General features: G+C 72.7%; 21 protein-coding genes and 1 riboswitch. Of the genes, 14 read left to right on the forward strand and 7 right to left on the reverse strand.

Translation table 11 applies throughout. From position 1 onward, the window contains the following. The first annotated feature begins 2 nt into the window (after window positions 1-2). The gene (locus ABZ823_RS08965) at window positions 3-455 is read left to right on the forward strand and encodes an Lrp/AsnC family transcriptional regulator (protein ID WP_361655766.1); all 453 of its coding nucleotides are present in this window, start codon (window positions 3-5) and stop codon (window positions 453-455) included. Between the two features lie 102 nt (window positions 456-557). Here the strand turns inward: ABZ823_RS08965 and ABZ823_RS08970 are convergent, their stop codons facing one another. Further along, entirely contained in the window at window positions 558-1,298 is a 741-nt protein-coding gene (locus tag ABZ823_RS08970; protein ID WP_361655769.1) for a GntR family transcriptional regulator, read from the reverse strand. 223 nt (window positions 1,299-1,521) lie between these two features. Between ABZ823_RS08970 and ABZ823_RS08975 the strand changes: the two genes are divergently transcribed. The 10 genes from ABZ823_RS08975 to ABZ823_RS09020 all read left to right on the forward strand — a co-directional run bounded on the left by ABZ823_RS08975 (window position 1,522) and on the right by ABZ823_RS09020 (window position 13,157). Then, window positions 1,522-2,679, forward strand: a complete 1,158-nt coding sequence (locus tag ABZ823_RS08975) for an extracellular solute-binding protein (RefSeq protein WP_361655772.1) — start codon at window positions 1,522-1,524, stop codon at window positions 2,677-2,679. After that, entirely contained in the window at window positions 2,676-3,575 is a 900-nt protein-coding gene (locus ABZ823_RS08980) for an ABC transporter permease subunit (RefSeq protein ID WP_361655775.1), read from the forward strand. The genes ABZ823_RS08975 and ABZ823_RS08980 overlap by 4 nt, the downstream gene beginning before the upstream one ends. Further along, a complete protein-coding gene (locus tag ABZ823_RS08985; protein ID WP_361655777.1) occupies window positions 3,563-4,375 on the forward strand; it encodes an ABC transporter permease subunit in 813 nt (270 codons plus the stop codon). The genes ABZ823_RS08980 and ABZ823_RS08985 overlap by 13 nt, the downstream gene beginning before the upstream one ends. 5 nt (window positions 4,376-4,380) lie before the next feature. After that, window positions 4,381-5,469 carry an ABC transporter ATP-binding protein gene (locus ABZ823_RS08990; RefSeq protein WP_361655780.1) on the forward strand — a complete coding sequence of 363 codons (1,089 nt, stop codon included), beginning with the start codon at window positions 4,381-4,383 and terminating at the stop codon, window positions 5,467-5,469. Window positions 5,470-5,516: 47 nt separating this feature from the next. Further along, window positions 5,517-6,983, forward strand: coding sequence for an HAD-IA family hydrolase (locus tag ABZ823_RS08995; RefSeq protein WP_361655783.1), 1,467 nt, complete (start codon window positions 5,517-5,519; stop codon window positions 6,981-6,983). A 137-nt stretch (window positions 6,984-7,120) separates the two neighbouring features. Then, a complete protein-coding gene (locus tag ABZ823_RS09000) occupies window positions 7,121-9,571 on the forward strand; it encodes a nitrate- and nitrite sensing domain-containing protein (protein WP_361655787.1) in 2,451 nt (816 codons plus the stop codon). Beyond that, a complete protein-coding gene (locus tag ABZ823_RS09005; protein ID WP_361655789.1) occupies window positions 9,561-10,010 on the forward strand; it encodes a roadblock/LC7 domain-containing protein in 450 nt (149 codons plus the stop codon). The genes ABZ823_RS09000 and ABZ823_RS09005 overlap by 11 nt, the downstream gene beginning before the upstream one ends. Before the next feature lie 6 nt (window positions 10,011-10,016). Next, complete coding sequence (locus tag ABZ823_RS09010) at window positions 10,017-10,400, forward strand: DUF742 domain-containing protein (RefSeq protein WP_361655797.1); 384 nt, start codon at window positions 10,017-10,019, stop codon at window positions 10,398-10,400. A gap of 221 nt (window positions 10,401-10,621) precedes the next feature. Continuing rightward, window positions 10,622-11,410, forward strand: a complete 789-nt coding sequence (locus ABZ823_RS09015) for a carbon-nitrogen hydrolase family protein (RefSeq protein ID WP_361655808.1) — start codon at window positions 10,622-10,624, stop codon at window positions 11,408-11,410. Window positions 11,411-11,459: 49 nt separating this feature from the next. Further along, a complete protein-coding gene (locus ABZ823_RS09020; protein WP_361655811.1) occupies window positions 11,460-13,157 on the forward strand; it encodes an NAD(P)/FAD-dependent oxidoreductase in 1,698 nt (565 codons plus the stop codon). 29 nt (window positions 13,158-13,186) lie between these two features. Here the strand turns inward: ABZ823_RS09020 and ABZ823_RS09025 are convergent, their stop codons facing one another. From ABZ823_RS09025 to ABZ823_RS09035, 3 genes are all read right to left on the reverse strand, one after another. Continuing rightward, window positions 13,187-14,116, reverse strand: coding sequence for an LLM class F420-dependent oxidoreductase (locus ABZ823_RS09025; RefSeq protein ID WP_361655814.1), 930 nt, complete (start codon window positions 14,114-14,116; stop codon window positions 13,187-13,189). Between the two features lie 90 nt (window positions 14,117-14,206). Continuing rightward, window positions 14,207-14,881 (reverse strand): DUF5995 family protein, encoded by a 675-nt coding sequence (locus tag ABZ823_RS09030; RefSeq protein WP_361655817.1) that lies wholly within the window; start codon window positions 14,879-14,881, stop codon window positions 14,207-14,209. A gap of 320 nt (window positions 14,882-15,201) precedes the next feature. Next, window positions 15,202-16,632, reverse strand: coding sequence for a solute carrier family 23 protein (locus ABZ823_RS09035; protein WP_361655819.1), 1,431 nt, complete (start codon window positions 16,630-16,632; stop codon window positions 15,202-15,204). Window positions 16,633-16,753: 121 nt separating this feature from the next. Between ABZ823_RS09035 and ABZ823_RS09040 the strand changes: the two genes are divergently transcribed. Together ABZ823_RS09040 and ABZ823_RS09045 are read left to right on the forward strand one after the other, a co-directional pair. Beyond that, window positions 16,754-18,019, forward strand: coding sequence for an alginate lyase family protein (locus ABZ823_RS09040; RefSeq protein ID WP_361655822.1), 1,266 nt, complete (start codon window positions 16,754-16,756; stop codon window positions 18,017-18,019). A 99-nt stretch (window positions 18,020-18,118) separates the two neighbouring features. Continuing rightward, window positions 18,119-18,577, forward strand: a complete 459-nt coding sequence (locus ABZ823_RS09045) for a hotdog domain-containing protein (protein ID WP_361655825.1) — start codon at window positions 18,119-18,121, stop codon at window positions 18,575-18,577. Here ABZ823_RS09045 and ABZ823_RS09050 read toward each other — a convergent pair. After that, window positions 18,537-19,748, reverse strand: a complete 1,212-nt coding sequence (locus tag ABZ823_RS09050; protein ID WP_361655899.1) for an MFS transporter — start codon at window positions 19,746-19,748, stop codon at window positions 18,537-18,539. The two genes, ABZ823_RS09045 and ABZ823_RS09050, sit on opposite strands and share 41 nt — an antisense overlap. A 132-nt stretch (window positions 19,749-19,880) precedes the next feature. On the opposite strand from ABZ823_RS09050, the gene ABZ823_RS09055 reads away from it, so the two are divergent. Next, on the forward strand, window positions 19,881-21,167 hold the full coding sequence (locus ABZ823_RS09055) for an ROK family transcriptional regulator (protein ID WP_361655828.1): 1,287 nt from the start codon (window positions 19,881-19,883) through the stop codon (window positions 21,165-21,167). Between the two features lie 96 nt (window positions 21,168-21,263). Here ABZ823_RS09055 and ABZ823_RS09060 read toward each other — a convergent pair whose 3' ends face one another. After that, window positions 21,264-22,022, reverse strand: coding sequence for an NAD(P)H-binding protein (locus tag ABZ823_RS09060; RefSeq protein ID WP_361655830.1), 759 nt, complete (start codon window positions 22,020-22,022; stop codon window positions 21,264-21,266). A 95-nt stretch (window positions 22,023-22,117) separates the two neighbouring features. Then, the gene (locus tag ABZ823_RS09065; RefSeq protein ID WP_361655833.1) at window positions 22,118-23,002 is read right to left on the reverse strand and encodes an RNA polymerase sigma-70 factor; all 885 of its coding nucleotides are present in this window, start codon (window positions 23,000-23,002) and stop codon (window positions 22,118-22,120) included. A gap of 318 nt (window positions 23,003-23,320) precedes the next feature. Beyond that, a riboswitch (FMN riboswitch) is annotated at window positions 23,321-23,451 on the forward strand. Window positions 23,452-23,593: the final 142 nt, after the last annotated feature.

The following is a 23,593-nucleotide window of genomic DNA, read 5'->3' on the forward strand; positions in this document are numbered from 1 at the left end:
CCTTGCTGAACGATCTCGACGAACGCATCGTCCACGCCCTCGCCGAGGACGCCCGCCGCTCCTACGCGGACATCGGGTATCTGGTCGGCCTGTCCGCGCCCGCCGTGAAGCGGCGGGTGGACCGGCTGCGCGCCACCGGCGCGATCACCGGGTTCACGGTCCGGGTGGACCCGGGGGCGCTCGGCTGGGAGACCGAGGGGTTCGTCGAGATCTACTGCCGGCGCAACACGTCGCCGGAGACCATCCAGCGGGGTCTGGAGCGCTACCAGGAGGTCGTGGCCGCCTCCACCGTCACCGGTGAGGCGGACGCGATCGCGCAGGTCTTCGCCTCCGACATGCGCCACTTCGAGCGCGTGCTGGAGCGGATCGCCGGGGAGCCGTTCGTGGAGCGCACGAAGTCGGTGCTCGTGCTGTCGCCGCTGCTGCGCCGGTTCTCGTCGGGATCGCCGACGTAAACCCTCCCGGGCGGCCGCTCCTGCGCGCCCGAGGGCCCCGGGCAAACCGCGCGACCGGCCCAGGACGGCCCGCACCCGGCAGGAATCGGCACATCCCGAGCCCTATTCCGCGGTCTTCCGGGCCAGCGCGTTGTTCCCTATCGAGTTGTGGACGCTGAAGCTCACGGCGTCCGAGCGGTAGCGGTCGTCCGACCACTCCACCGGCCGCCCCTCGCGGGTGGTCGTGACCCGGCGGACCCGCAGCAGCGGGCCGGCCCTGCGTACACCGAGCAGTTCGGCGTCCTGGGCGCCCGCCGCGACGGCGTCGATGATGTGCTCGCCGTATGCGAACACCAGGCCCGTGTCCTCGAAGAGCCGCTGGGTGACGGAGGGGCAGTCCGGCTCGATGGACTCCACCGCCGGGGAGATCCAGTCGGCGTACACGGTGCGCTCCAGCAGCACGGGCTCGCCGTCCAGCCCGCGCACCCGCAGCACGTGCAACACCGGTGTGCGCTCCGCCAGTTGGAGCCGTACCGCGTCCTCCTTGGCGGCCGGCCGGTACTCCTGCCGCACCACATGCCCGGTCGCCTCGCGCCCCATGGCGCGGGCCCACTGCGCGAAGCTGCGCAGCTCCGCGAAGCTCTGGCTGCGGCGGCTGGCCAGCACCACCCGGCGGGCGCCCTGCCGGGACCCGATGAGCCCTTCGGCGGTCAGGGCCGCGACCGCCTGGCGGATCGTGCCGCGGGAGACGCCGTAGTGGGCCGCGAGATCCGTCTCCGTGGGCAGCAGACTGCCCACCGTGTACTCCTCGCGGTCGATCGCCCGCCGCAGTTCGTCGGCGATCTCCTCGTGTCGCGCCGCCATGCTTCCCCTCTGAGTCGGCTGCTGTTCACAGCGTGGCCAGCCTAGTCGAGACCTGGGCGTGATCTTCCCCTGTCGGGATTGTGCAGGCAAGAAGGGTCCAGGGTTTCGCCGTCGTTTACGAAAAGGACATCCGCGACGGGCGTACTAAGGACAACTTGTTCAGACAAGTTCAGCAAGTTCTCCCTGCCTCAGCTCACCGCTCGCGCGTACTCCTGGAGAGACAGTGACCGTGTTCCTGCCGAGAACCGCCGTCCTCACCGGTGGCCTCGCCGTCGCCGCCGCCCTCGCCCTCAGCGCCTGCGGCGCGGCCCCCGACAACGCGTCCACCACCGCCGACGGCAAGAGCGCGGCCACCGCGGCCTCGGCCGCGGACTTCGGCGGCCTCGACGCCCTCGTGAAGGCGGCCAAGAAGGAGGGCACGCTCCATGCGATCGCCCTGCCCCGCGACTGGGCCAACTACGGCGCCCTGATCGACGGCTTCCAGAAGAAGTACGGCATCAAGGTGCAGGTCGAGAACCCCGACGGCTCCAGCCAGGACGAGATCAACGCCGTCACCTCCCGCAAGGGCCAGGACCGCGCCCCCGACGTCCTCGACCTCGGCAGCTCCTTCGCGCTCAGCGCCGCCCAGCAGGGACTGCTCGCGCCGTACAAGGTGACGGGCTACGCCGACATCCCCGAAGGCCAGAAGGACCCGCGGGCCCGCTGGTACAACGACTACGGCGGCTACATCTCCATCGGCTGCGACGCCAAGCGGGTCAAGCAGTGCCCGACCAGCTTCAAGGACCTCCTCGAGCCGCGCTACAAGGGCCAGGTCGCGCTCAACGGCAACCCCACCAAGTCGGGTTCCGCCTTCGGTGGCGTCTACGCGGCCGCGCTCGCGAACGGCGGCTCCTTCGACGACGTCCAGCCCGGCCTCGACCTCTTCGCCAAGCTCAAGAAGAACGGCAACTACACGCCCGTCGAGTCCACCCCGGCCACCGTCGAGAAGGGCGAGACCCCGATCAGCATCGACTGGGACTACCTGAACGCCGGGTACGCCGACGAGTTCAAGTCCAAGGGCGTCGACTGGAAGGTCGCCATCCCCTCCGACGGCCGGTACGCCCAGTACTACTCGCAGGCCATCACCAAGGACGCCCCGCACCCGGCGGCCGCCCGCCTGTGGCAGGAGTACCTCTACAGCACCGAGGGGCAGAACCTCTGGCTCAAGGGATACGCCCGCCCCGCGCTGATGACCGCCATGGACAAGGCCGGCACGCTCGACAAGACCGCCGCGGCCAAGCTCCCGCAGGTCTCCGGCACGCCGGCCTTCCCGACCGAGGCACAGCAGAGCAAGGCCAAGACGGCCATCGCGCAGGGCTGGGGGAAGGCCGTCTCCGGATGACCGCCGTCCTCACCGAGGCCGAGGTGGCGCCCGCCGCTGCTCCACAGCAGCGGCGGCGCCGCGTCCCCGGCACCCTCGCCGTCGTCCCGCTGCTCGCCTTCACGGCCGTCGCCTTCGGTATTCCCGCCCTGGCCATGCTGAACGGCGCCTTCAGCGTCAAGGACCCCACGACGGGCGCCACGACCTACGGCACGGCGAACCTGACCGTCTCCCTGCACGGCGCCTACCTCACCGCCCTGACAGGCAGCGTGAAGCTGTCCGCCGTCTGCGCCGCCCTCGGCACCGTCCTCGGGCTGCTGCTCGCCCAGGCCGTGGTGACCTCCCGATTCCGCGCCCTGCGCGAGGCCGTGCTCACCGCCTCCGGGGTCCTCGCCAACTTCGGCGGCGTGCCGCTGGCCTTCGCCTTCGTCGCCACCCTAGGCAACTCCGGAGTGGTCACCCGCCACCTGGGCCTCACCGACAAGGGCTGGAACCTCTACAGCTTCTGGGGCCTGGTCATCGTCTACCTCTACTTCCTGGTCCCGCTGATGGTCCTCACCATCACCCCGGCGCTGGAGGGCCTGCGCGCCCAGTGGCGGGAGGCCGCGCACAACAACGGCGCCACCACCGTCCAGTACTGGCGCCATGTGGCCCTGCCCGTGCTGCTGCCCTCGCTGCTCGGTGGACTCGTGCTGCTGTTCGGCAGCGCCTTCTCCGCGTACGCCACCGCCGCGGCCATGGTGGGCAGCGCGGTACCGCTGGTCACCCTCCAGATCGCCGACGCCCTCTCCGGCAACGTCCTGGTCGGCCAGGAGAACGTCGCGCTCGCCCTCAGCCTCGACATGGTCCTGGTCGCGGGCCTGGTCATGGCCGTGTACCTGCCCCTGCAACGACGGAGTGCGCGATGGCTCGCCTGAACCTGTGGCGCTGGGGCGTGCTCACCCTGGCCGGCCTGTACTTCCTGGTCCCGCTCGCCGCCTCCGTGGTCTTCACGGTGGACGTGCCCGGCCAGGGTGTCACCTTCGACGCCTACCGCCGGATCGTCTCCACCCCCGGCTTCGGCTCCGGCCTGCTGCTGTCGCTGGAACTGGCGGCCGCCACCATCGTCGTGGTGCTGCTGCTGATGGTGCCCGCCACCGTCGCGCTGCGACTGGACGCGCCCCGGCTGCGGCCGGTCGTCGAGGTGGTCTGCTCGCTGCCGCTCGTCGTCCCGCCGATCGCGTTCGTCGCGGGCATCGCCACCGTCCTGAAGTGGGGACCCGACTACCTCTCCCGCACACCGCTGTTCCAGACGTTCGTGGCGATCCAGAACCAGGACTTCCCCGTCGTGCTCGTCCTCGCCTACGTCGTGATGGCGCTGCCGTTCGTGTACCGGGCCCTGGACGCGGGCCTGCGGGCCATCGACGTGCGCACCCTCGTGGAGGCCGCGCGCAGCTGCGGGGCGAGCCCGGCCCAGGCGCTGGTCCGGGCGGTGCTGCCGAATCTGCGCGGAGCGCTGCTGAACGCCTCCTTCCTCACGCTGGCGCTGGTCCTCGGCGAGTTCACCGTCGCCCAGCTGCTGGGCTTCACTCCCTTCGCGGTGTGGATCTACAGCGTCGGCGGCTCCCAGGCCCAGCTCTCCGTCGCCGTCTCCGTGCTCAGCCTGCTCGTCACCTGGGCCCTGCTCCTCTCGCTCGCCGTCTTCGGCGGGCGCTCCCGATCCGCCGCCAAGGGATGAACCACATGACCCTCGACCAGGCCGCCCCGCGCGCTGCGGCCGTATCCCGCGACCACGCAGCGACCGTCGAATTCCGCGCTCTGCGGCGCGAGTTCGGCGCCACCGTCGCCCTCGACGGACTCGACCTGACCGTCCGTCCCGGCGAGCTCCTCGCCCTGCTGGGGCCGTCCGGTTGCGGCAAGACCACCGCGCTGCGCATGCTCGCCGGATTCGAGCACCCCGACTCCGGGGAGGTGCTCGTGGACGGCGAGGACGTCACCCGCGTCCCGGCCCACCGCCGCGACGCCGGGATGGTCTTCCAGTCGTACAGCCTCTTCCCGCATCTGACCGTCGTCGACAACGTGGCCTTCGGGCTGCGCATGCGCAAGGTGCGCACCGCGCAGCGCCGCGCCCGTGCCGCCGAACTGCTCGACCTGGTCGGCCTCGGCGACAAGGGCGATCGCTTCCCGCACCAGCTCTCCGGCGGACAGCAGCAGCGCGTGGCCCTGGCCCGGGCGCTCGCCCTGCGCCCGCGCGTCCTGCTGCTCGACGAGCCGCTCTCCGCGCTCGACGCCAAGGTGCGGCTCACCCTGCGCGAGGAGATCCGCCGCCTCCAGCAGGAACTCGGCATCACCACCCTGTTCGTCACCCACGACCAGGAGGAGGCCCTGTCCATGGCGGACCGCGTCGCGGTGATGCGCGCCGGACGGCTCGAACAGTGTGCCGAACCCGCCGAGTTGTACGGCCGCCCCGCCACACCCTTCGTCGCCGAGTTCGTCGGCACGATGAGCCGGATCCCCGGCGTGCTGTCCTCGGGCGCCGTCGAGGTCCTCGGGCAGCGGCTGCCCGTCGACGGGGAGGCGCCCGCCGTGAGCGAGGTGGACGTGCTGGTGCGGCCAGAGGCGGTGCGGGTGACCGCGGACGACAAGGGAGAGGCGCGCGTGGTGGCCACCGCGTTCCTCGGCGCGACGGTCCGGCTGACCGTGCGCCTCGCCGACGCCACCGAGGTGAAGGCCGACCTGCCGGCGCCCGAGGCGGCGGCGCTGACCGCGGGCGCCGCCGTGACGGTGACGCTGCCGGAGCGCCCCGCGCTGGTGGCCGAGCGCACCCGCTGAAGCCCACCCGGATGCAAGCCCTCCCCCCACACAGGAAAGAGAGAACCGTGACCCGACGCCCCCTCCAGGCCGTCCTGTTCGACATGGACGGCACGCTCGTCGACACCGAGCGTCTGTGGTGGGAGGCGGTGGAGCGGGTCGCGGCCGGAGTCGGCCGGACACTGGGAGCCGGCGACCAGCCGGAGGTGCTCGGCCGACCCGTCGAGCACACGGCCGGCTGGCTGGCCTCGCTCACCGGCGCCCCGGCCGCCGAACTCGCCGCCGAGCTGGACCGTGAGTTCGCCGACCGCGTCCGGGACGGCGTCGTACCCCGCCCCGGCGCGCTCGGCCTGCTCGACGCCCTCGCCCGCGACGGCATCCCCACCGCCCTGGTGACCGCCTCCCCGAGGGCCGTCACCGACATGGTCCTGGAAGCACTGGGCGCCGAACGCTTCGCGGTCTCCGTCACCGCCGACGACACCGAGCGCACCAAGCCCGCGCCCGACCCCTATCAGGCCGCGTGCCGCGCGCTCGGCGTCGACCCCGCCGGCTGCGTGGCCGTGGAGGACACCCCGACCGGGGTCGCCTCCGCCGAGGCGGCGGGCTGCGCGGTGCTCGCCGTACCGTCGCTCGCGCCGATCGACGCGGCGCCCGGACGGACCGTGCTGGCCAGCCTGGAGGAGGCCACACCCGAGCGGCTGCGGTCCCTGCTGTCGTACGAGCTGCGCGTGATGAGCTGGAACCTGTGGCTCGGCGGCAGCATGGTCGACGACCACCGGGCCAAGCAGCTCAAGGCCGTCCTGGAGACGGGGGCCGATGTGGTGGGCCTGCAGGAGACCGGCGGCACTGCGGCCCGGGAACTGGCCGAGGCACTCGGCTGGTACCACCACCGGGCCGGGCAGAACCTCGGCGTCATCAGCCGGTACCCGATCACCGCCCGCTTCGGCGACCCGGACGTGGGCTTCTACGGGGCGGCCGGCGTGCGGGTACGCATCGGCCCGGGGTGCGAGGTCGACATCTGGACGGCACACCTGGACTACACGCCGTACGGCCCCTACGAATCCGCCTTCGACGGGCTGCCCGCGGCCGAGCTGATCGCCCACGAGGAGGTGCGGCTCGCCCAGATGCGGGACACCCTGCGCCGGATCGACGAGTCGGTCGCCGAGGGCGTTCCCATCGTGCTCGTCGGCGACTTCAACTGCCCCTCGCACCTGGACCGGCCGGAGGTCGCCTGGCCGGTGACGAAGGCCGCCGAGGAGGCGGGCCTTCGCGACTCCTACCGCGAGGCGCACCCGGACCCGGCCCGCGACCCGGGCCACACCTGGTCCCCGGTCCACCCCCTGCACGAGGACGGCAGCGGGCGCCCCGAACCGCAGGACCGCATCGACTACGTGCTCCACCGGGGCCTGGAGGTGCTCGACTCCCGCACGGTGGTCACCGGCACCCCGCACCCCTGGCCCGACGTCACCGGCAACGACTGGCCCTCGGACCACGCGGCGGTGGTCACCACCTTCGCCGTCTCCCGGAGGTCATGACACCGGGTCACCCGGAACACCATTGCGGTGGCGGCACGCCATCCCGTAGGTTGTGCCGCACTCGCTACCGGCGAGTAACACCTGCGGGTCGCCCGAGCCCCGCCCGGCACCCCACCGTCCTGTCCCCTGGGGAGACCATGCGCTGGTCCTTCGGCCGTCCCACCACGGTCCGCGCGCGCATCGTGGCGCTCTCGCTCGCTCCGGCCGTCGCCCTGCTGACGCTGTGGAGCTTCGCCATGGTGTCGGTCACCGGCGACCTCCGCGCGCTCGTCCGGGTCCAGGGCGTGTACGAGGACTTCGGCACGCCCGTCGACACGGCCATCGGACAGATCCAGATCGAACGGCGGCTCGCGGCCGCGTATCTGGGCGGAGGCCACCGCAACGGGGAGGCCCTCGACCTGCTGGAGCAGCAGCGCCGAACCGACCGGGCGGTGAACGCCCTGCGTGACGCCATCCGGGACGGGGACCGCGGCCGGCTGTCCGCCCGGCAGCGCCGGACGCTCGACGCCGCGCTCGCCGCCGCGGGCAGGCTGGAGGTGCTGCGGGAGCGCGTGCTGTCGGGCCGTGTCTCCTGGGACCGTGCGGTGAGCGAGTACAGCACGCTCGTGGAACCCGGCTTCGACGTCCAGTCCGCCCTCACCGCGCTCCAGGCCGGCCGCCTCGCGCGGGAGGCACAGGTCGTCACCGAGCTGGTGCGGGTGCGGGAGTTCGTCTCGCGGGAGGACGCGCTGGTCGCCGGCGCGCGCGCGGCCGGTCGACTGACCGACCGTCAGTACGACATGCTCACGGCCACCATCGAGGACCGCCGTGTGTTCGAGCGGACCTATGTGCCCGACCTTCCGGCCGACTCGCGCACGCTCTTCGAGCGGTTCCGGCGTGACCAGGTGCACGAGGCCCTGACGGCCGGCGAGGACGCGCTTCTGCGGGCGGGTGCCGCCGGCGCGGGCCGGGCGGTCGCCGCCGACTCCTGGCGCACGACCACCGACCGGGCCGTGAAGCGCTACATGCTGCTGTGCACCCAGGCCGCCAAGAACTCGGCCGCGCACGGGCGGGCCTTCGCCTACCGGGAGCTGGCCGTGGCCGCAGCCGTCGGGGTGGTCGGCCTGGCCGCCGTGGGCCTGTCGCTGTGGCTGGCGGTGCGCGGCGCCCGGCGCATCTCCCGCCGTCTGGAGACACTGCGGGACGCCGCCGACCTGCTGACCACCCGACAGCTTCCCGAGGTCATGGAACGGCTGAGTGCCGGCGAGGAGGTGGACGCCCTCGCCGAGGCGCCGCCGCTGGCCGAGGGCGAGGGGGGCCCCGACGAGATAGGGCAGGTAGGCCGGGCGTTCAACGCCGCACGCCGCGCGGCCGTCGAAGCCGCCGTGAAGCAGGCCACGCTCCGCCGCGGACTCTTCGCCGTGCTGCTCAACATCGCACGGCGCAACCAGGCCCTCGTCCACCGCCAGCTGAAGCTCGTCGACACACTGGAGAGACGTACGGACGACCCGGACGTCCTCGAGGAACTGTTCCGGATCGACCATCTGACCACCCGTATGCGGCGGCACGCGGAGAGCCTGATCATCCTCTCCGGCGCGGCCCCCGGCCGCAGATGGCGGCGACCTGTGCCCGTCGCCGACGTGGTGTCCTCCGCGGTGAGCGAGATCGAGGACTACGCACGCGTGGTGGTGCCGCCGATGCCGGACGTGGGCATCGCGGCGGACGCCGTCGCCGACATCGTGCATCTGCTCGCCGAACTGCTAGAGAACGCCACCGTGTTCTCTCCGCCCCACACACGGGTCACCCTGCGCACCGAACAGGCCCGCGGCGGTTTCGTCCTGGAGATCGACGACCGTGGCCTCGGCCTCGGCCCCGACCAGATCGAAGCGGCCCACCGCACGCTCACCGGGCCGGACGACTTCGATCCGACGCGCCACGACCGGCTGGGGCTGTACGTGGTGGGCCGGCTCGCCGCCCGTCACGGTGTCGAGGTCACCCTGACCCGGTCGCCGTACGGCGGTACGACGGCGGTGGTGCTGCTGCCGGAGGCGGTCCTGGCGGAGGTCGGGCCCGGGACACCGGTCCAGGGCGACGAGGCGCCCGTGCGGGCGCTGCCCGCTCGGGGGAGGACGGCGGTGCTCACCCGGGACGGGGAGCGGGAGCCGGAGCGGGAGCAGCGGCATCCGCGTGAGGAAGGGTCCGCGTATACGGGCGAGCGGGGGTCGCCGGCCACGGAGGGGACGGCGGCCGGCGGAACCGGGAGCGCCACGGCCTCCGGGGGTTCGACGTCCGGCTCCCCGGCCTCCGGGAGTTCGACGTCCGGCCCCCAGGCCTCCGGTGGCCCGCCCTCCGGCGTTCCCGCCCTGCCCACCCGGGTCCGTCAGACCTCCCTCGCCCCCGGTCTGCGCACCGAGGCCCCGACCTCTGGGCCGGCCCCGGGACGCGAGGTGAGCGCCGATGAGGTCCGGGCCATCTTCGGCGCCTACCAGCGCGGCCTGGACCGCGGCCGGAAGGGCACGCCCATGGAACCCGGCCCCACCGGGCGAACCGCAATCCCCACGGAGCGAACCGACAGCGAGGAAGGGACGGACGCCGACGATGCGCCGTGACCGCAGCCCCGAGCACCCCGCCGAGGCCGACCAGCCGCCCGGCACGGACCTCGGCTGGCTGCTCGACGACCTCGTGGCCAGAACCGACCACGTACGCCAGGCCGTGCTGCTGACCGCGGACGGCCTCCCGCTGAGCTGCTCGGAGGGCATGCGCCGACAGGACATCGAGCACCTCGCCGCCGTCAGCTCCGGCTTCCACAGCCTGGCCCGCTCGGCGGGGGAGCGGTTCGGCGCGGGGCAGGTCCGGCAGACCATGGTGATGCTCGACGACGCATACCTGTTCGTCACCCCGGCCGGAGCCGGCACCCGGCTGGCCGTACTGAGCGAGGCCCGGACCGACGTCGGACAGCTGGCGCACGAGATGGCGCTGCTCGTACGCCGGGTCGGCCGCCATATGGACGCCGCCGTGCGGTCGGCCTCGGGCCCCGCCGACACCTGACCGGCCGTGCCCGAAGACGACCACTGGTACGAGGACGAGACCGGGTCGATGGTGCGCCCCTATACCGTGACGCGGGGCCGGACCCGTCCCTCGCACCGGCACCCCATCGACCTGATGTCGCAGGTCACCGCCCTGGACACGGAGGACTCGCGCCCGGACGTCGATCACGCCCGGGCGTCCCTGCTCGACCTGGTGCGCCGTGGGCCGCGGCCGGTCGTGGAACTCGCCGCGGACGCCGACCTCCCGCTCACCGTCGTCCGTGTGCTGCTGGGCGATCTGGCCGAGGCCGGTCTGGTGCGCATCGACGAGCCGCGCCGCAGACCCGCGGGCGCCCCGGCGGCCGACCCGGAGCTGCTACGGGAGATCGTGGAGCGGCTGCGCGAGCTGTGAGCCCCGGGGAGGCACCGGCCCGCACCGGCCGGAGCGCCTTCTGCCCCCGCCCCGGCGGCCCCAGGACGGGGCCGCCGGCACGCAACGAATCGCCGGATGGCCCGTCTCGCACGCAACGATCCGCGCACGGGCGCGCAACGGCTCCTCCTTGTCCGGCCGAGGGCGCCGACCGTACCGTCTAACTGGCCCCCTGACCCCCTCCGTACCGGTGGAGAACACGCATGCGCACCGCCCTGCTCCAGAGCTCCGGCCGCCCCGGCTCGGTCGCCGAGAACCTCAAGGTGCTCGACGAGGCCGCGGGCCGTGCCGCCGCCGCCGGGGCCGGGCTGCTGGTCGCCCCGGAGATGTTCCTCACCGGGTACGCGATCGGTGCCGCGATCACCCGGCTCGCCGAGCCGGCCGACGGCGACTCCGCGGACGCGATCGCGGACATCGCCTCGCGGCACGGTCTGGCGCTCGCCTACGGCTACCCGGAGCGGGACGGCGAGACCGTCTTCAACGCCGCGCAGCTCATCTCCGCCGACGGCGTCCGCCTCGCGAACTACCGCAAGACCCACCTCTTCGGCTGCTTCGAACGCGACCACTTCACCCCGGGCGACCAGCCGGTCGTCCAGGCCGAGCTGAACGGCCTGCGCATCGGCCTGATGATCTGCTACGACGTGGAGTTCCCGGAGAACGTCCGCGCCCACGCCCTGGCCGGCACCGACCTCCTCGTGGTCCCCACGGCCCAGATGCATCCGTTCCAGTTCGTCGCCGAGTCCCTCGTCCCGGTGCGGGCCTTCGAGAACCAGATGTACGTCGCCTACGTCAACCGGGTCGGTCAGGAAGGCGAGTTCGAATTCGTCGGGCTGTCCACCCTCGCCGGACCCGACGGTGTCGCCCGCGCCCGGGCGGGCCGCGTCGAGGAACTCGTCCTCGCCGACGCCGACCCCGCCCACCTCGCCGCCTCCCGCGAGGCGAACCCGTACCTCAAGGACCGCCGCCCCGGCCTCTACGGGTCCCTCGTCTGACCTCCGCAGCCTTCCCCCGAGTTCTTCCCGCGCAAGGAGTCCGTACCCCATGACGTCCACGGTGCCCAACGCCGTCGAGCACGCAGACGAGCAGCAGCCGCCGATCACCATGTTCGGCCCGGACTTCCCCTACGCCTACGACGACTTCCTCGCCCATCCGGCGGGCCTCGGCCAGATACCCGCGACCGCGCACGGCACCGAGGTCGCCGTCATCGGCGGTGGCCTGTCCGGCATCGTGGCCGCGTACGAGCTCATGAAGATGGGCCTCAAGCCCGTCGTCTACGAGGCCGACAAGATCGGCGGCCGGCTGCGCACCGTCGGCTTCGAGGGCTGCGACCCGTCGCTGACCGCCGAGATGGGCGCGATGCGCTTCCCGCCGTCCTCCACGGCACTCCAGCACTACATCGACCTGGTGGGCCTGAAGACCAGGCCGTTCCCCAACCCGCTCGCCGAGGCCACCCCCTCGACCGTCGTGGACCTCAAGGGAGAGACGCACTACGCCGAGACCCTCGACGACCTGCCGCAGGTCTACCGTGACGTGGCGAAGGCGTGGAACGCGTGCCTGGAGGAGGGCGCCGACTTCTCCGACATGAACCGGGCCATGCGCGAGCGCGATGTGCCGCGCATCCGCGAGATCTGGTCCAAGCTCGTCGAGAAGCTCGACAACCAGACGTTCTACGGCTTCCTCTGCGACTCCGAGGCCTTCAGGTCCTTCCGGCACCGCGAGATCTTCGGCCAGGTCGGCTTCGGCACCGGCGGCTGGGACACCGACTTCCCGAACTCCATCCTGGAGATCCTGCGGGTCGTCTACACCGAGGCCGACGACCACCACCGCGGCATCGTCGGCGGCTCGCAGCAGTTGCCGCTGCGCCTGTGGGAGCGCGAGCCGCAGAAGATCGTGCACTGGGCCTACGGCACGTCCCTGAAGTCGCTGCACGAGAACGGCGAGCCCCGGCCCGCCGTGACCCGGCTGCACCGCACCGCCGGCAACCGGATCACCGTGACGGACGCGCACGGGGACATCCGCACCTACCAGGCGGCGATCTTCACCGCCCAGTCCTGGATGCTGCTCTCCAAGATCGCCTGTGACGACGCGCTGTTCCCGATCGACCACTGGACGGCGATCGAGCGCACCCACTACATGGAGTCCAGCAAGCTCTTCGTGCCCGTGGACCGGCCGTTCTGGCTGGACAAGGACGAGGAGACGGGCCGTGACGTCATGTCGATGACGCTCACCGACCGGATGACCCGTGGCACCTACCTGCTGGACGACGGCCCGGACAAGCCCGCCGTCATCTGCCTGTCGTACACCTGGTGCGACGACAGCCTGAAGTGGCTGCCGCTGTCCGCGAACGAGCGGATGGAGGTCATGCTGAAGTCGCTCGGCGAGATCTACCCGAAGGTCGACATCAGGAAGCACGTCATCGGCAACCCGGTGACGGTCTCCTGGGAGAACGAGCCCTACTTCATGGGCGCGTTCAAGGCCAACCTGCCCGGCCACTACCGCTACCAGCGGCGCCTGTTCACGCACTTCATGCAGGACCGGCTGCCCGCCGACAAGCGGGGCATCTTCCTCGCCGGCGACGACATCTCCTGGACGGCGGGCTGGGCCGAGGGCGCCGTGCAGACCGCGCTCAACGCGGTGTGGGGCGTGATGCACCACTTCGGCGGTGCCACCGACCCGTCCAACCCCGGCCCCGGCGACGTCTACGACGAGATCGCGCCGGTGGAGCTGCCGGAGGACTGAAGCCGCGCCGACGAGGGGAGGGCGGCCGGTCAGACGCCGGCCGCCCGCGCCGTCGTGTACACCTTCGCGGCCACGTCCTTCAGCTCCTCCGCGTCCCTGACCGAGCCCTGCACGTCGATGAGGATCTCGTCGACGCCGACCTCGGCGTGGGCCGCCAGGTCCTCCACGATCTGGTCGACGTTGCCCTGGAAGGGGCCCCGGTCCGGGCCGTCGTACGCCTTCGCCGTGTACGCGGCGTTCGCGCGCATCACCGTCTTCAGCGGCTCGATGCGGCCCATCTCGGCGGCCAGGTCCTGGAGCGCGCGCCACTGCGCCGCCAGCTGGTCGGCGCCGAGGCCCACCGGGATCCAGCCGTCGGCCTTGTCGACGAGCCGCCGCTGGGCGGTCCTGTTGGTCGCGGCCAGCAGGATCGGGATCGGCCGGGCCGGCTTGGGCGCGACCACGGCGGAGGAGATCTTCGAAAGCCTGCCCTCGTACGAGACCGGGTCCGGTCCCCAGACGGCACGGCAGACATCGATGATCTCGTCCATGACCCGGCCGCGCTCCTCGAACGGGCGGATCCCGGCCGCCGCGTACTCGTCGAGGGACCAGCCGGTGCCCAGGCCCGCCACGACCCGGCCGTCGCTCGCCGCGTCCAGCGAGGCGAGCGCCTTGGCGAGCTGGAAGGGGCCGTGCAGGGGCGCCACCAGGACACTCGTGCCGAGCTGCACGCGATGGGTGGCCGTGGCGGCGAGGGCGAGGCACACCAGGGGGTGGGCCACCCCGCGGTAGTTCTCCGGCCAGGGCATGCCCTCGATGCCGTACAGCCCCTGGGTCGTCGACACGGGGAACAGGGCGCGCTCGTACACCCACAGGCTGTCGTAGCCCATGTCCTCGGCGGCGCGTGCGACATCCGGCACGTCCCGGCCGATGTCGTACTGCTGGTTCTGGGGGAGGCCGAGTCCGAGCCGGGTCGCCATACCTGTTGCTCCTTCGCCGTGGATGGGCCCCCTCGTCAACGTACAGCGGCGACCGGGCACGGCCGGGCACGACAGGCGCGGGCGGCCGGATCAGTGCGGCAGGGGCGTCAGCAGCATCCGGCTCGTGAATCCCGCGGCCGCGTCCAGCCGGCGCCCGAACTCCTCGGCGACGTCCGGCAGGTGCCGCAGTGCCCACAGCGCCCGGGCCGCCGACCATGCGGCCTCCCGGGCCCGCTCCAGACTCCACGCACCGAGCAGATGGGTCAGGGGGTCGGCGAGCTGGAGCAGATCGGGGCCGGGCATCAGGTCGTCGCGGATGCGCTCCTCCAGCGAGACGAGGAGGTCGCCCACCCGCTCGAACTCGTCCTCCAGACCGGCCGGTTCGCAGCCGAGCGCACGGCAGGTGTCGACAACGGCGAGCGCCAGATCGTGGCCGATGTGCGCGTTGATGCCCGCGAGAGCGAACTGCAGCGGCCGTACACCGGGATGGCGCCGGAGCTGGAACAACGGCCGCCAGCAGGCGGGCACCGGCCCCTCCTCGGCCACGGTGAGATAGCGCTCGGCGAACCGTACGTCCAGCGCGATCGCGGCCCGGCGGTCCGGGAAGTACCCCCCGTCCAGACGGCGGTCGACCTCCTGGGTGACGGCGAGGTAGACGCGGTTGAAGACCGCGACTCCGTCGTGCTCCGGCCAGGCTCCGTCGAGCGCCCGCATGCGTGAGACGACCGTGTCCACCCCGGTGGTCCCTTGCTCCAAACGCACCATGGGGGCAGGGTTCCAGCCCGGGGCCGACCGGGGTCCCATCGGCCCGCGGGCTTCCCCGGAACGGGCGACGCCCCACGTGGGCCATCAGGGGGACGGAAGGGGGCGGCAGTGTCAGGCCTACGGGCCTGGCGGCCGCAGGCGTGGCGTGCGCCGCGGTGTCCTGGTCGCCGCGGCCTCGGCGGTGGTCGCGGTGGGCACCGCGGCCACGACGACGGCCGCACTCGACGACGGTCGCGCGAAGGGCCGGCCCCGCCGGCCATGACCGGCGGGGCCGCACAGAAGCCGTTCCTCGTCGAGCCGTGCGCGCGCCGCGCGTCCGCCTACGAGTCGTCACTCCCGCGCGCGGCCCGCGACGCCGCGGCGCCGTCCTCCGCGTCGGTCTCCTCGTCGTACAAGGAGGTGCCCGAGTCCAGCAGCGGCTCCTGGGTCCTCAGATGCGCGGGGGCCAGGGCCCGCAGCGCGTGATAGCCGGTGATCACGACCACCGTTCCCAGGGCGATACCGCTCAACGAGAAGTGATCGGTGAACTTGAGGCTGACGTTGCCCACGCCGATGACGATGCCCGCGGCGGCGGGCACCAGGTTGAGCGGATTGCGCAGGTCGACATCGGAGTTGATCCAGATCTGCGCGCCGAGCAGGCCGATCATGCCGTAGAGGATGACGGTGATACCGCCGAGCACACCGCCGGGGATCGCGGCCACGACCGCGCCGAACTTGGGGCAGACGCCGAAGAGCAGGGCGAAGCCGGCGGCGGCCCAGTAGGCGGCGGTCGAGTAGACGCGGGTGGCGGCCATCACGCCGATGTTCTCGGAGTACGTCGTGTTGGGCGGGCCGCCGACCGCGGTGGAGAGCATGGAGGCGACGCCGTCGGCGGAGATGGCGGTGCCCAGCTTGTCGTCAAGCGGGTCGCCGGTCATCTCGCCGACCGCCTTGACGTGTCCGGCGTTCTCCGCGACCAGCGCGATCACCACCGGCAGGGCGACCAGGACGGCGGACCACTGGAAGGACGGCCCGTGGAAGTGGGGCAGGCCGATCCAGTCCGCCTTGCCGACGCCGGACAGGTCCAGCCGCCAGTGGTCGGTGAGCCTGCCGCTCGCGTCCACCGAGTGGATCTTTCCGAGGACCCGGTCGAACACCCACGAGATCCCGTAGCCGAAGACCAGGCCCAGGAAGATCGCGATCCGTGACCAGAAGCCGCGCAGGCAGACCACGGCGAGCCCGGTGAACAGCATCACCAGCAGGGCGGTCCACTGGTCCTGCGGCCAGTACGTCGACGCGGTCACCGGCGCGAGGTTGAACCCGATCAGCATCACGACCGCGCCGGTCACGATCGGCGGCATCGCCGCGTGGATGATCCGCGCCCCGAACCGCTGGACGGCGAGGCCCACCAGGAACAGCGCGACGCCCACGACGAACACGGCGCCGGTCACGGTGGCGCTGGTGCCGCCCTGGGCCCGGATCACCGCGGCGACACCCACGAAGGACAGTGAGCAGCCCAGGTAGCTCGGCACCCGGCCACGGGTGGCCAGCAGGAAGATCACGGTCGCGACGCCCGACATCATGATCGCGAGATTGGGGTCCAGCCCCATGAGCACGGGCGCCACGAAACTCGCGCCGAACATGGCCACGACGTGCTGGGCGCCCAGCCCCATCGTGCGGGGCCAGGAAAGCCGTTCGTCGGGGCGGACGACCGCTCCTGGCGCGGGCGTGTGCCCGTCACCGTGCAGCTTCCAGCGCACGCCGAGGTCCATGGTGAGGCTTCTCTTTCTCTGTACGTGAAGAACCGTCCGAACCATTGTCAGGGGCTCCAGGGAGTCCTACGCTCACACGATCTCACTTATGAACTGCGTTCACCTAGCTGATCGGAGTCCGATGAGTGCACACCCCCGCCTGGCCGCCCTGCTCGCCGCCGCAACCGCCTTCGCGGCCGTCCTGATGCCGACCGCCTCCGCCCACGCGGCCCCGAAAGTGCCCCGCACGCCCGTCCTCGACGGCACCCGGCTTCAGCAGACCAGGCTCCGGCTCGACCACGGTGACCCGCGCCTGCGGAGCGCGCTCAACGATCTGACCACGCGCGCCGACGCCTGGCTGGGCCAGGGACCCTGGACGGTCGTCGACAAACCGAAGCCCGCACCCGGCGGCGACGTCCACGACTACCTCAGCCAGGCCCCCTACTGGTGGCCCACACGGCCGAAGACCGCGGACAATCCCTGGGGCTGCCCTTATGTACAGCGCGACGGGCAGCGCAACCCCGAGGTCGACAGCGGCACCGACCGCCAGGACGTGGAGAAGGTCTTCGACTCGACCTACGACCTCTCGCTCGCCTGGTACTACACCGGCAGGCAGCAGTACGCCGAGAAGGCCGCCCAGGTCCTGCGCACCTGGTTCCTCGACCCGGCGACGCGGATGAACCCCAACCTGGACCACGGGCAGTTCATCCCGTGCAAGTACGACGGCCGCGCCATCGGCATCATCGACTTCTCGCAGTCCTACACCAGCGTCCTCGACGCGGTCGCCCTCCTGGACACCGGCGCTCCCGGCTGGTCCAAGGCGGACCGGACCGCGATGCGGGAGTGGAACATCGCCTTCCGTACCTGGCTGACGGACAGCGCCTTCGGCAAGGAGGAGGGCGCCGCGCAGAACAACCACGGCACCTTCTACGACATGCAACTCGCCGCCCTCGCCTACGCGACCGGCGACGAGAAACTCGCCCGGCGGACCGTCCTCGCCGCGCGCGCGGCGCGCATCGACACGCAGATCGCGGGGGACGGCAGCCAGCCCCAGGAACTGGCCAGGACGCGCAGCTGGCACTACTCCACCTTCGACCTGGTGGCGTACACCCGGCTGGCGGCGATCGGCCGGCACGTCGGCGTCGACCTGTGGGCCCACCGGGGCCCGGACGGGCAGAGCCTGTTCAAGGCGGTCGACTACCTCCTGCCCGCCGCCACCGGCGCCACGGCCTGGACACACCCGGAGCTGGAGTTCCACCGGTACGCGGCAACGGACGTCGTGCACGCGGCCGCGGACGCGGGCGACGCCCGGGCCCAGCAGGCCGTACGTCTGCTGGAGACCCCGCCCGGCGGTGACCTCTGGGTCCTGCGCCCCGCCGCCGAACAACTGGACTCCATCGCGGGCTGACCCTGGGGAGAAGGCGGCTGAGCGACCGCTTACCATGGGCGTGTTCCAGCGCCGCACCGTCGCGAGCGCCTCTCCGGACCATGTCGAGGAGCCCCGCCCGTGACCGCCGACGTCGAAACCGCGCCCGTCCTGTCGTACGGCCGCCTGATCCCCGTCACCGTCCACTTCGACGACCTGGACGCACTGGGGCTGCTCCACAACGCCCGTTATCCGGTCATGGTCGAGCGGGCCTGGACGGCGCTGTGGCACGAGCGGGGATTCGCCTTCGAAGGCGACTGGCAGGCGGCGGGCGACTTCTGCAACGCCGTCAAGGAGCTACGGATCAGCTACGAGGCCCCGGTGACCAGGCCGGGCGCCTACGCCGTCCACCTGTGGCTCGAGCGGCTCGGGAACACCGGCCTCACATACGGGTTCCGGTTCTGCTCGGCCGACGGGTCGGTGACATACGCGCACGGCACCCGGGTCCTCGTCCGGCTCGACGCCGCGACGCTTCGCCCGACGTCCTGGAGCGAGCGGTTCAGGGCCGTGGGCCGGGAACTGCTGCGTCCGGCCGGCTGACCTTCACGGTGTCCCGCCCGCCCGTGCGCAGCACCCCGGCGAACGCGGCGAGCCCGCAGGACAGCACCGTCACCAGGCCGAACGACACCACGAGGCTGGTCGCCTGGGCCAGTCCGCCGATCGCGCTCGGCGCCACGAGCCCCGAGGTGTAGGTGATGGTCGCGACACCGGCGATGGCCTGGCTCGGGTTCGGCCCGCTGCGGCCCGCCGCCGCGAAGCACAGGGGTACGACGACCGCGATGCCGAGGCCCGTCAGCGCGAACCCGGCCATCGCCACCGCCGGGTGCCCCGCGCTCACGATCATCAGGCCGCCGAGGACGGCCAGGACGCCGCCCGCCCGCACCGTGCGCACCGAACCGAAACGGTCGACCACCCGGTCACCGGCGATCCGGGCGAGGGCCATGGTGAGCGTGAAGCCCGTCGTGCACGCGGCCGCCAGCCCGGCGGAGCTGTCCAGCTGGTGCCGCAGGTACACGGCGGACCAGTCCAGACTCGCCCCCTCGGCGAACACCGCGCAGAACCCGATCGCACCGATCAGCAGCGCCGACCGCGGCGGCAGCGCGAACCGGGGCGGCGGCTCCTCGCCCTCGGCGGGCTGAAGGTCCAGCACCCAGGTGCAGGCGGCCAGCCCCAGCACGGTCAGGACGGCCGCCGCCAGGGCGTGGTGCACCCGGGCGTCCGAGCCGAGATGCGCGGCGAGCGTGCCCGCCGCCGAGCCCAGCAGGGCGCCCGCGCTCCACATGCCGTGCAGACCGGACATGATCGACCGGCCGAGCCGGTTCTCTACCTCCACGCCCAGGGCGTTCATCGTGACGTCCGCCATGCCCGCCGAGGCGCCGTAGACGAACAGCGCCGGGCACAGGGTGAGAAGGTTCGGGGCGAGGGACGGCAGGACCAGGGCGAGCGTCCACAGGGCGATCAGGCCGCGCAGCGCGTTGCGGGCGCCGAAGCGATGGGTGATGCGGCCCGCGAGCGGCATGGCGAGGGACGCGCCGAGCGCGGGGAACGCCAGCGCCAGTCCCAGCTGGCCCGCGCTGACCGCGGCATGGTCCTGGATCCAGGGCACCCGGGTCGCGAACGAGCCGGTGACGGCACCGTGCACGGCGAACACGGCCGCCACGGCGTGCCGGGCGCGCCTCACCTCGCGCTGCTCATAGCCCCCTGCGGTCATCACGCTCATTCTCGGGCCCCTCCCCGCGTCGCCGCCCCCCTGCGGGCGTAAACTATCAGGAACCCTGCCTGATAGATAGCGGCTGGGAAGCCGCCCCGCGAGCGGCCCCGTCGATCTGGGAGGATTCCCGGCATGCCCGCATCCCCGAGCACCGCCCGGGCCATCAACGACCGGCTCGCCCTGCGCCTTCTCCAGCAGGAAGGCCCCTTGACGGCAGGGCAGTTGAAACAGCTCACCGGACTGTCCCGGCCCACGGTCGCCGACCTCGTCGAACGGCTCGCCGCGGCCGGGCTGATCGCGGTGGTGGGGGAGTCGGGCGAACAGCGGCGCGGTCCGAACGCGCGGCTGTACGGGATCGTCGGCGACCGCGCCCACCTCGCGGCCCTCGATGTGCGCACCGGGGGTGTCTCCGTCCTCGTGTCGGATCTGCTCGGCCGGGTGCTCGCCGAGGCCTCGGTGCCCATCGGCGGCGACACGGGTACCGGGCCGGCGGTCGAACAGGCGGTAACGCTGGTGGAGCGCGCCGCCAAGGAGGCCGGTGCCCCCTCGCTGCACACGGTCGGCATCGGGGCGCCCGGACTGATCGACCCGGCCACGGGAGAACTGCGTGACTCCACGGGGCTGCCCGAGTGGCACCGCCGGCTGGTCATCGCGCTCCAGGAGCGGCTGCCCGCGCGGGTGATCGTGGAGAACGAGACCAACCTCGCCGCTCTGGCCGAGCAGCGGGAGGGCGTCGCGCGTGACCGTGACACCTTCGTGCTGCTGTGGCTGGGACACGGCACCGGCGCGGCCGTGGTGCTGGACGGCGCCCTGCGCCGCGGCGCCTCGGGCGGCACCGGCGAGATCGGCTTCCTGCCGGTCCCGGGCACCGTGACGCTGCCGTCGGCGACGGACTGCGAGGGCGGTTTCCACTCCCTCGCGGGGGCTGCCGCCATCGCCGAACTGGCGGTCGGTCACGGGCTGGTGACCCGGGGTCAGCCGGACGGGCCGTCCGCGGCCACGCTGGTCCGCCGGGCCGTGCAGGCGGCGGAAGGCAGGGACACCGGGGCAGGGCACGGCGCCGAAGCGGGCCACGATGCCGCCGGGGCGGCGGACCGGGAGGCCGTGGCAGGCCGGCACGCCGCCCCGGACGAGCGCACCGCGTCCGCTTTCCTCGACGCCCTCGCCGGCCGTCTCGCCATCGGCGCCGCGTCCGTCACCGCCGTCCTCGACCCCGGCTGCGTGGTGCTCGGCGGCGAGGTCGGACGGGCGGGTGGGCAGCTGCTCGCCGCGCGGGTGCAGGAGCGGCTCGTCCGTATGTCGCCGCTGCGGACCGAGGTACGGGCGACCGCGCTGGGCGGCGGCGCGGTGCTGCGCGGTGCGCTGCTGACCGCGCGGGACGGCGCGCAGGACGAACTGTTCGCGCCTGCGCCCCGCTGACCCCTTAGCGCGCCCTCCCTGCCGCCCCACAGGCCCCCTATCGCCCCCGTACTCTTTGCCACCCCGACGCGGCGCCATCCCCGTGGCACCCGGCGGTCAGCGCCCCGAGGGCCCGCTCCCGAGCCGCGCCGCCAGGTGTTCTTCGAACGTGCCCTTGCCCACCGCGTTCCCGGGGGTCAGATGGCCACCGGTGCGCAGTGCGCGGAACGCCCTGCCGGGGACCGGTACGCTCACGACCGGCCGGCTGCGCCCCGTCGCCCGCAGCCAGGCGCGGGCGAGGTCGGGGAACGTCAGCACCTCGGGTCCGCCCATGTCCGCGACCCGTCCGGCAGGCCCCTGCACCGCCAGCTCCGCCAGCCGGTCGGCCACCTCGGCCACCGCGATCGGCTGGTCGCCGACCCCCGCCGGCAGCATCAGCACGGGCAGCCTGCCGATGGCCTCGAAGATCCGGACGAGCAGATCGTGGAACTGGGTCGTCCGCAGGATCGTCCAGCCCATTCCCGACTCCCGGATCTGCCGTTCGACGGCGTACTTGGCCTGGTAGTAGCCGATCGGCACCGCGTCCACCCCGACGATCGAGATGTACACGAGATGGCCCACCCCCGCCCGCCGCGCGGCCGCGATCAGGTGGGCGGCGGCCTGCTCGTCGCCCCCGCGGGGCGTGCTGGCGCAGTGCACCACCGTGTCGACGCCGGCGAGAGCCGCCTCCAGGGCGCTGCCGCCCCGGATCAGATCGACGGCGTAGGGCTGCGCGTGCCGTGCCAGGACGCGTACCTCGTGGCCGTCCGCCCGCAGCCGCTCGGTGACGAGCCTGCCGAGGGTTCCGGTGCCGCCGGTCACCAGGATCGTGTTCATGCCGTTCCCGTCCCTTCGGACGCCGGGCGCTCCCCGTGGAACGCCCCTTCGCCGGTACGACCGGACGGCACCCGTCGTATGTGACAGCGACAGGCTCAGCAGCGGCGAAGCCGGCGCTCCACGAACGCCAGCTTGTCGGGGTTCACCACCGCCCGCACCCGGGCGACGAGCCCGTCGCGGACCTCGAACGCCACCACCCCGACGACCCGGCCGCCGAGGCGGGCCACCAGCCCGGCCGCGCCGTTGACCTCCACGACGGTGAAGCCGACGTGTGCGGCGAATCCCCGCAGGGCGCCCGCGAGGAACCTGAGCACCTTCTCCCGTCCCTCGATCGGCCGCCGCGCCGCGCTGACCCTGCCGCCGCCGTCGCTCCACCAGGTCACGTCCGCCGCGAGCAGCTTCTCCAGACCGGTCAGATCTCCCTCCCGGGCCGCCGTGAGGAACGACTCCACGAGCCGGGCCTGGCGCTCGGGCTCCGCCTCGAACCGCGCGCCGGCGTCCGCCAGGCGCCGCACCGCCCTGCGGTACAGCTGGCGGCAGTTGGCCTCGCCGAGGTCCAGCACCTCCGCGATCTCCCGGTGGCCGTATGCGAACGCCTCCCGCAGCACGTACACCGCGCGCTCGGCGGGGGTGAGCCGCTCCAGGAGGACCAGTAGGGCGAAGGACACGGCATCGCGCTGTTCGGCCGACTCCAGGGGGCCGAGCGTGCCGTCCGAGGTGACCACGGGCTCCGGCAGCCATGGTCCGGGGTACAGCTCGCGCCGGGCGCGAGCCGAGGTGAGCCGACTGAGACAGAGGTTGGTGACGACCTTGGCGAGCCATGCGCCCGGCCGCTCCACGGCGCCCCGGTCGGCCGCGCTCCAGCGCAGATACGCGTCCTGCACGGTGTCCTCCGCCTCCGCGGCGGACCCCAGCATCCGGTAGGCCAGGCCGAACAGGCGGGCACGGTGGCTCTCGAACTCGTCGGCGTGCGTCGTCACGCCGCCAGCCTCCCAGACGCGCTGGTGGAGGCCCGGCGGCGGGGCAAGGGCCTCCGTCACCGCCGCCGGGCCGCTCAGGGACGGCGCACCGCGCCGGGACGCGACCCTAAGAGGACTAGACCAGATCGGTCAATAGGTATGGACCAATTGTCAAATGCCGTTGATGGGACGGCGGTTGTCCCTGAGATGCCCGGCAGCCGGGTGGTGGGGCCTGCCGGGCGGAGCGCGCAAGTCCAGCATGTGAACATGTGAGGCACCCCACAGTGGTTCACCCGCATGGCCCCGATCAGGCGTGGCAGACTGGCCCTGTACCAAAAGCAGCGCACTCCGGGGTCGGTGAAAGTCCGAACCGGCGGTTACAGTCCGCGACCCGGTCGCCTCCAGCGATCGGTTGACCAGGTGAAATTCCTGGACCGACGGTTAAAGTCCGGATGGGAGGCAGTGCGCGGCGGGCGGGCATTCATGCGTGCCGCCGTATCGGCTCGTCCTGAGGACGGGCCCTGTCCGGCGTCGCCCCGGTGTCCTCGCCCGTGTCTGCTGTCGTCATCGACAGGCCCCGGAGTCCGTGCCCTACTGAGGCAGGAGGACCCG

The sequence above is a fragment of the Streptomyces sp. NPDC047079 genome (genome assembly GCF_040643755.1).
Classification (GTDB): Bacteria; Actinomycetota; Actinomycetes; order Streptomycetales; family Streptomycetaceae; genus Streptomyces.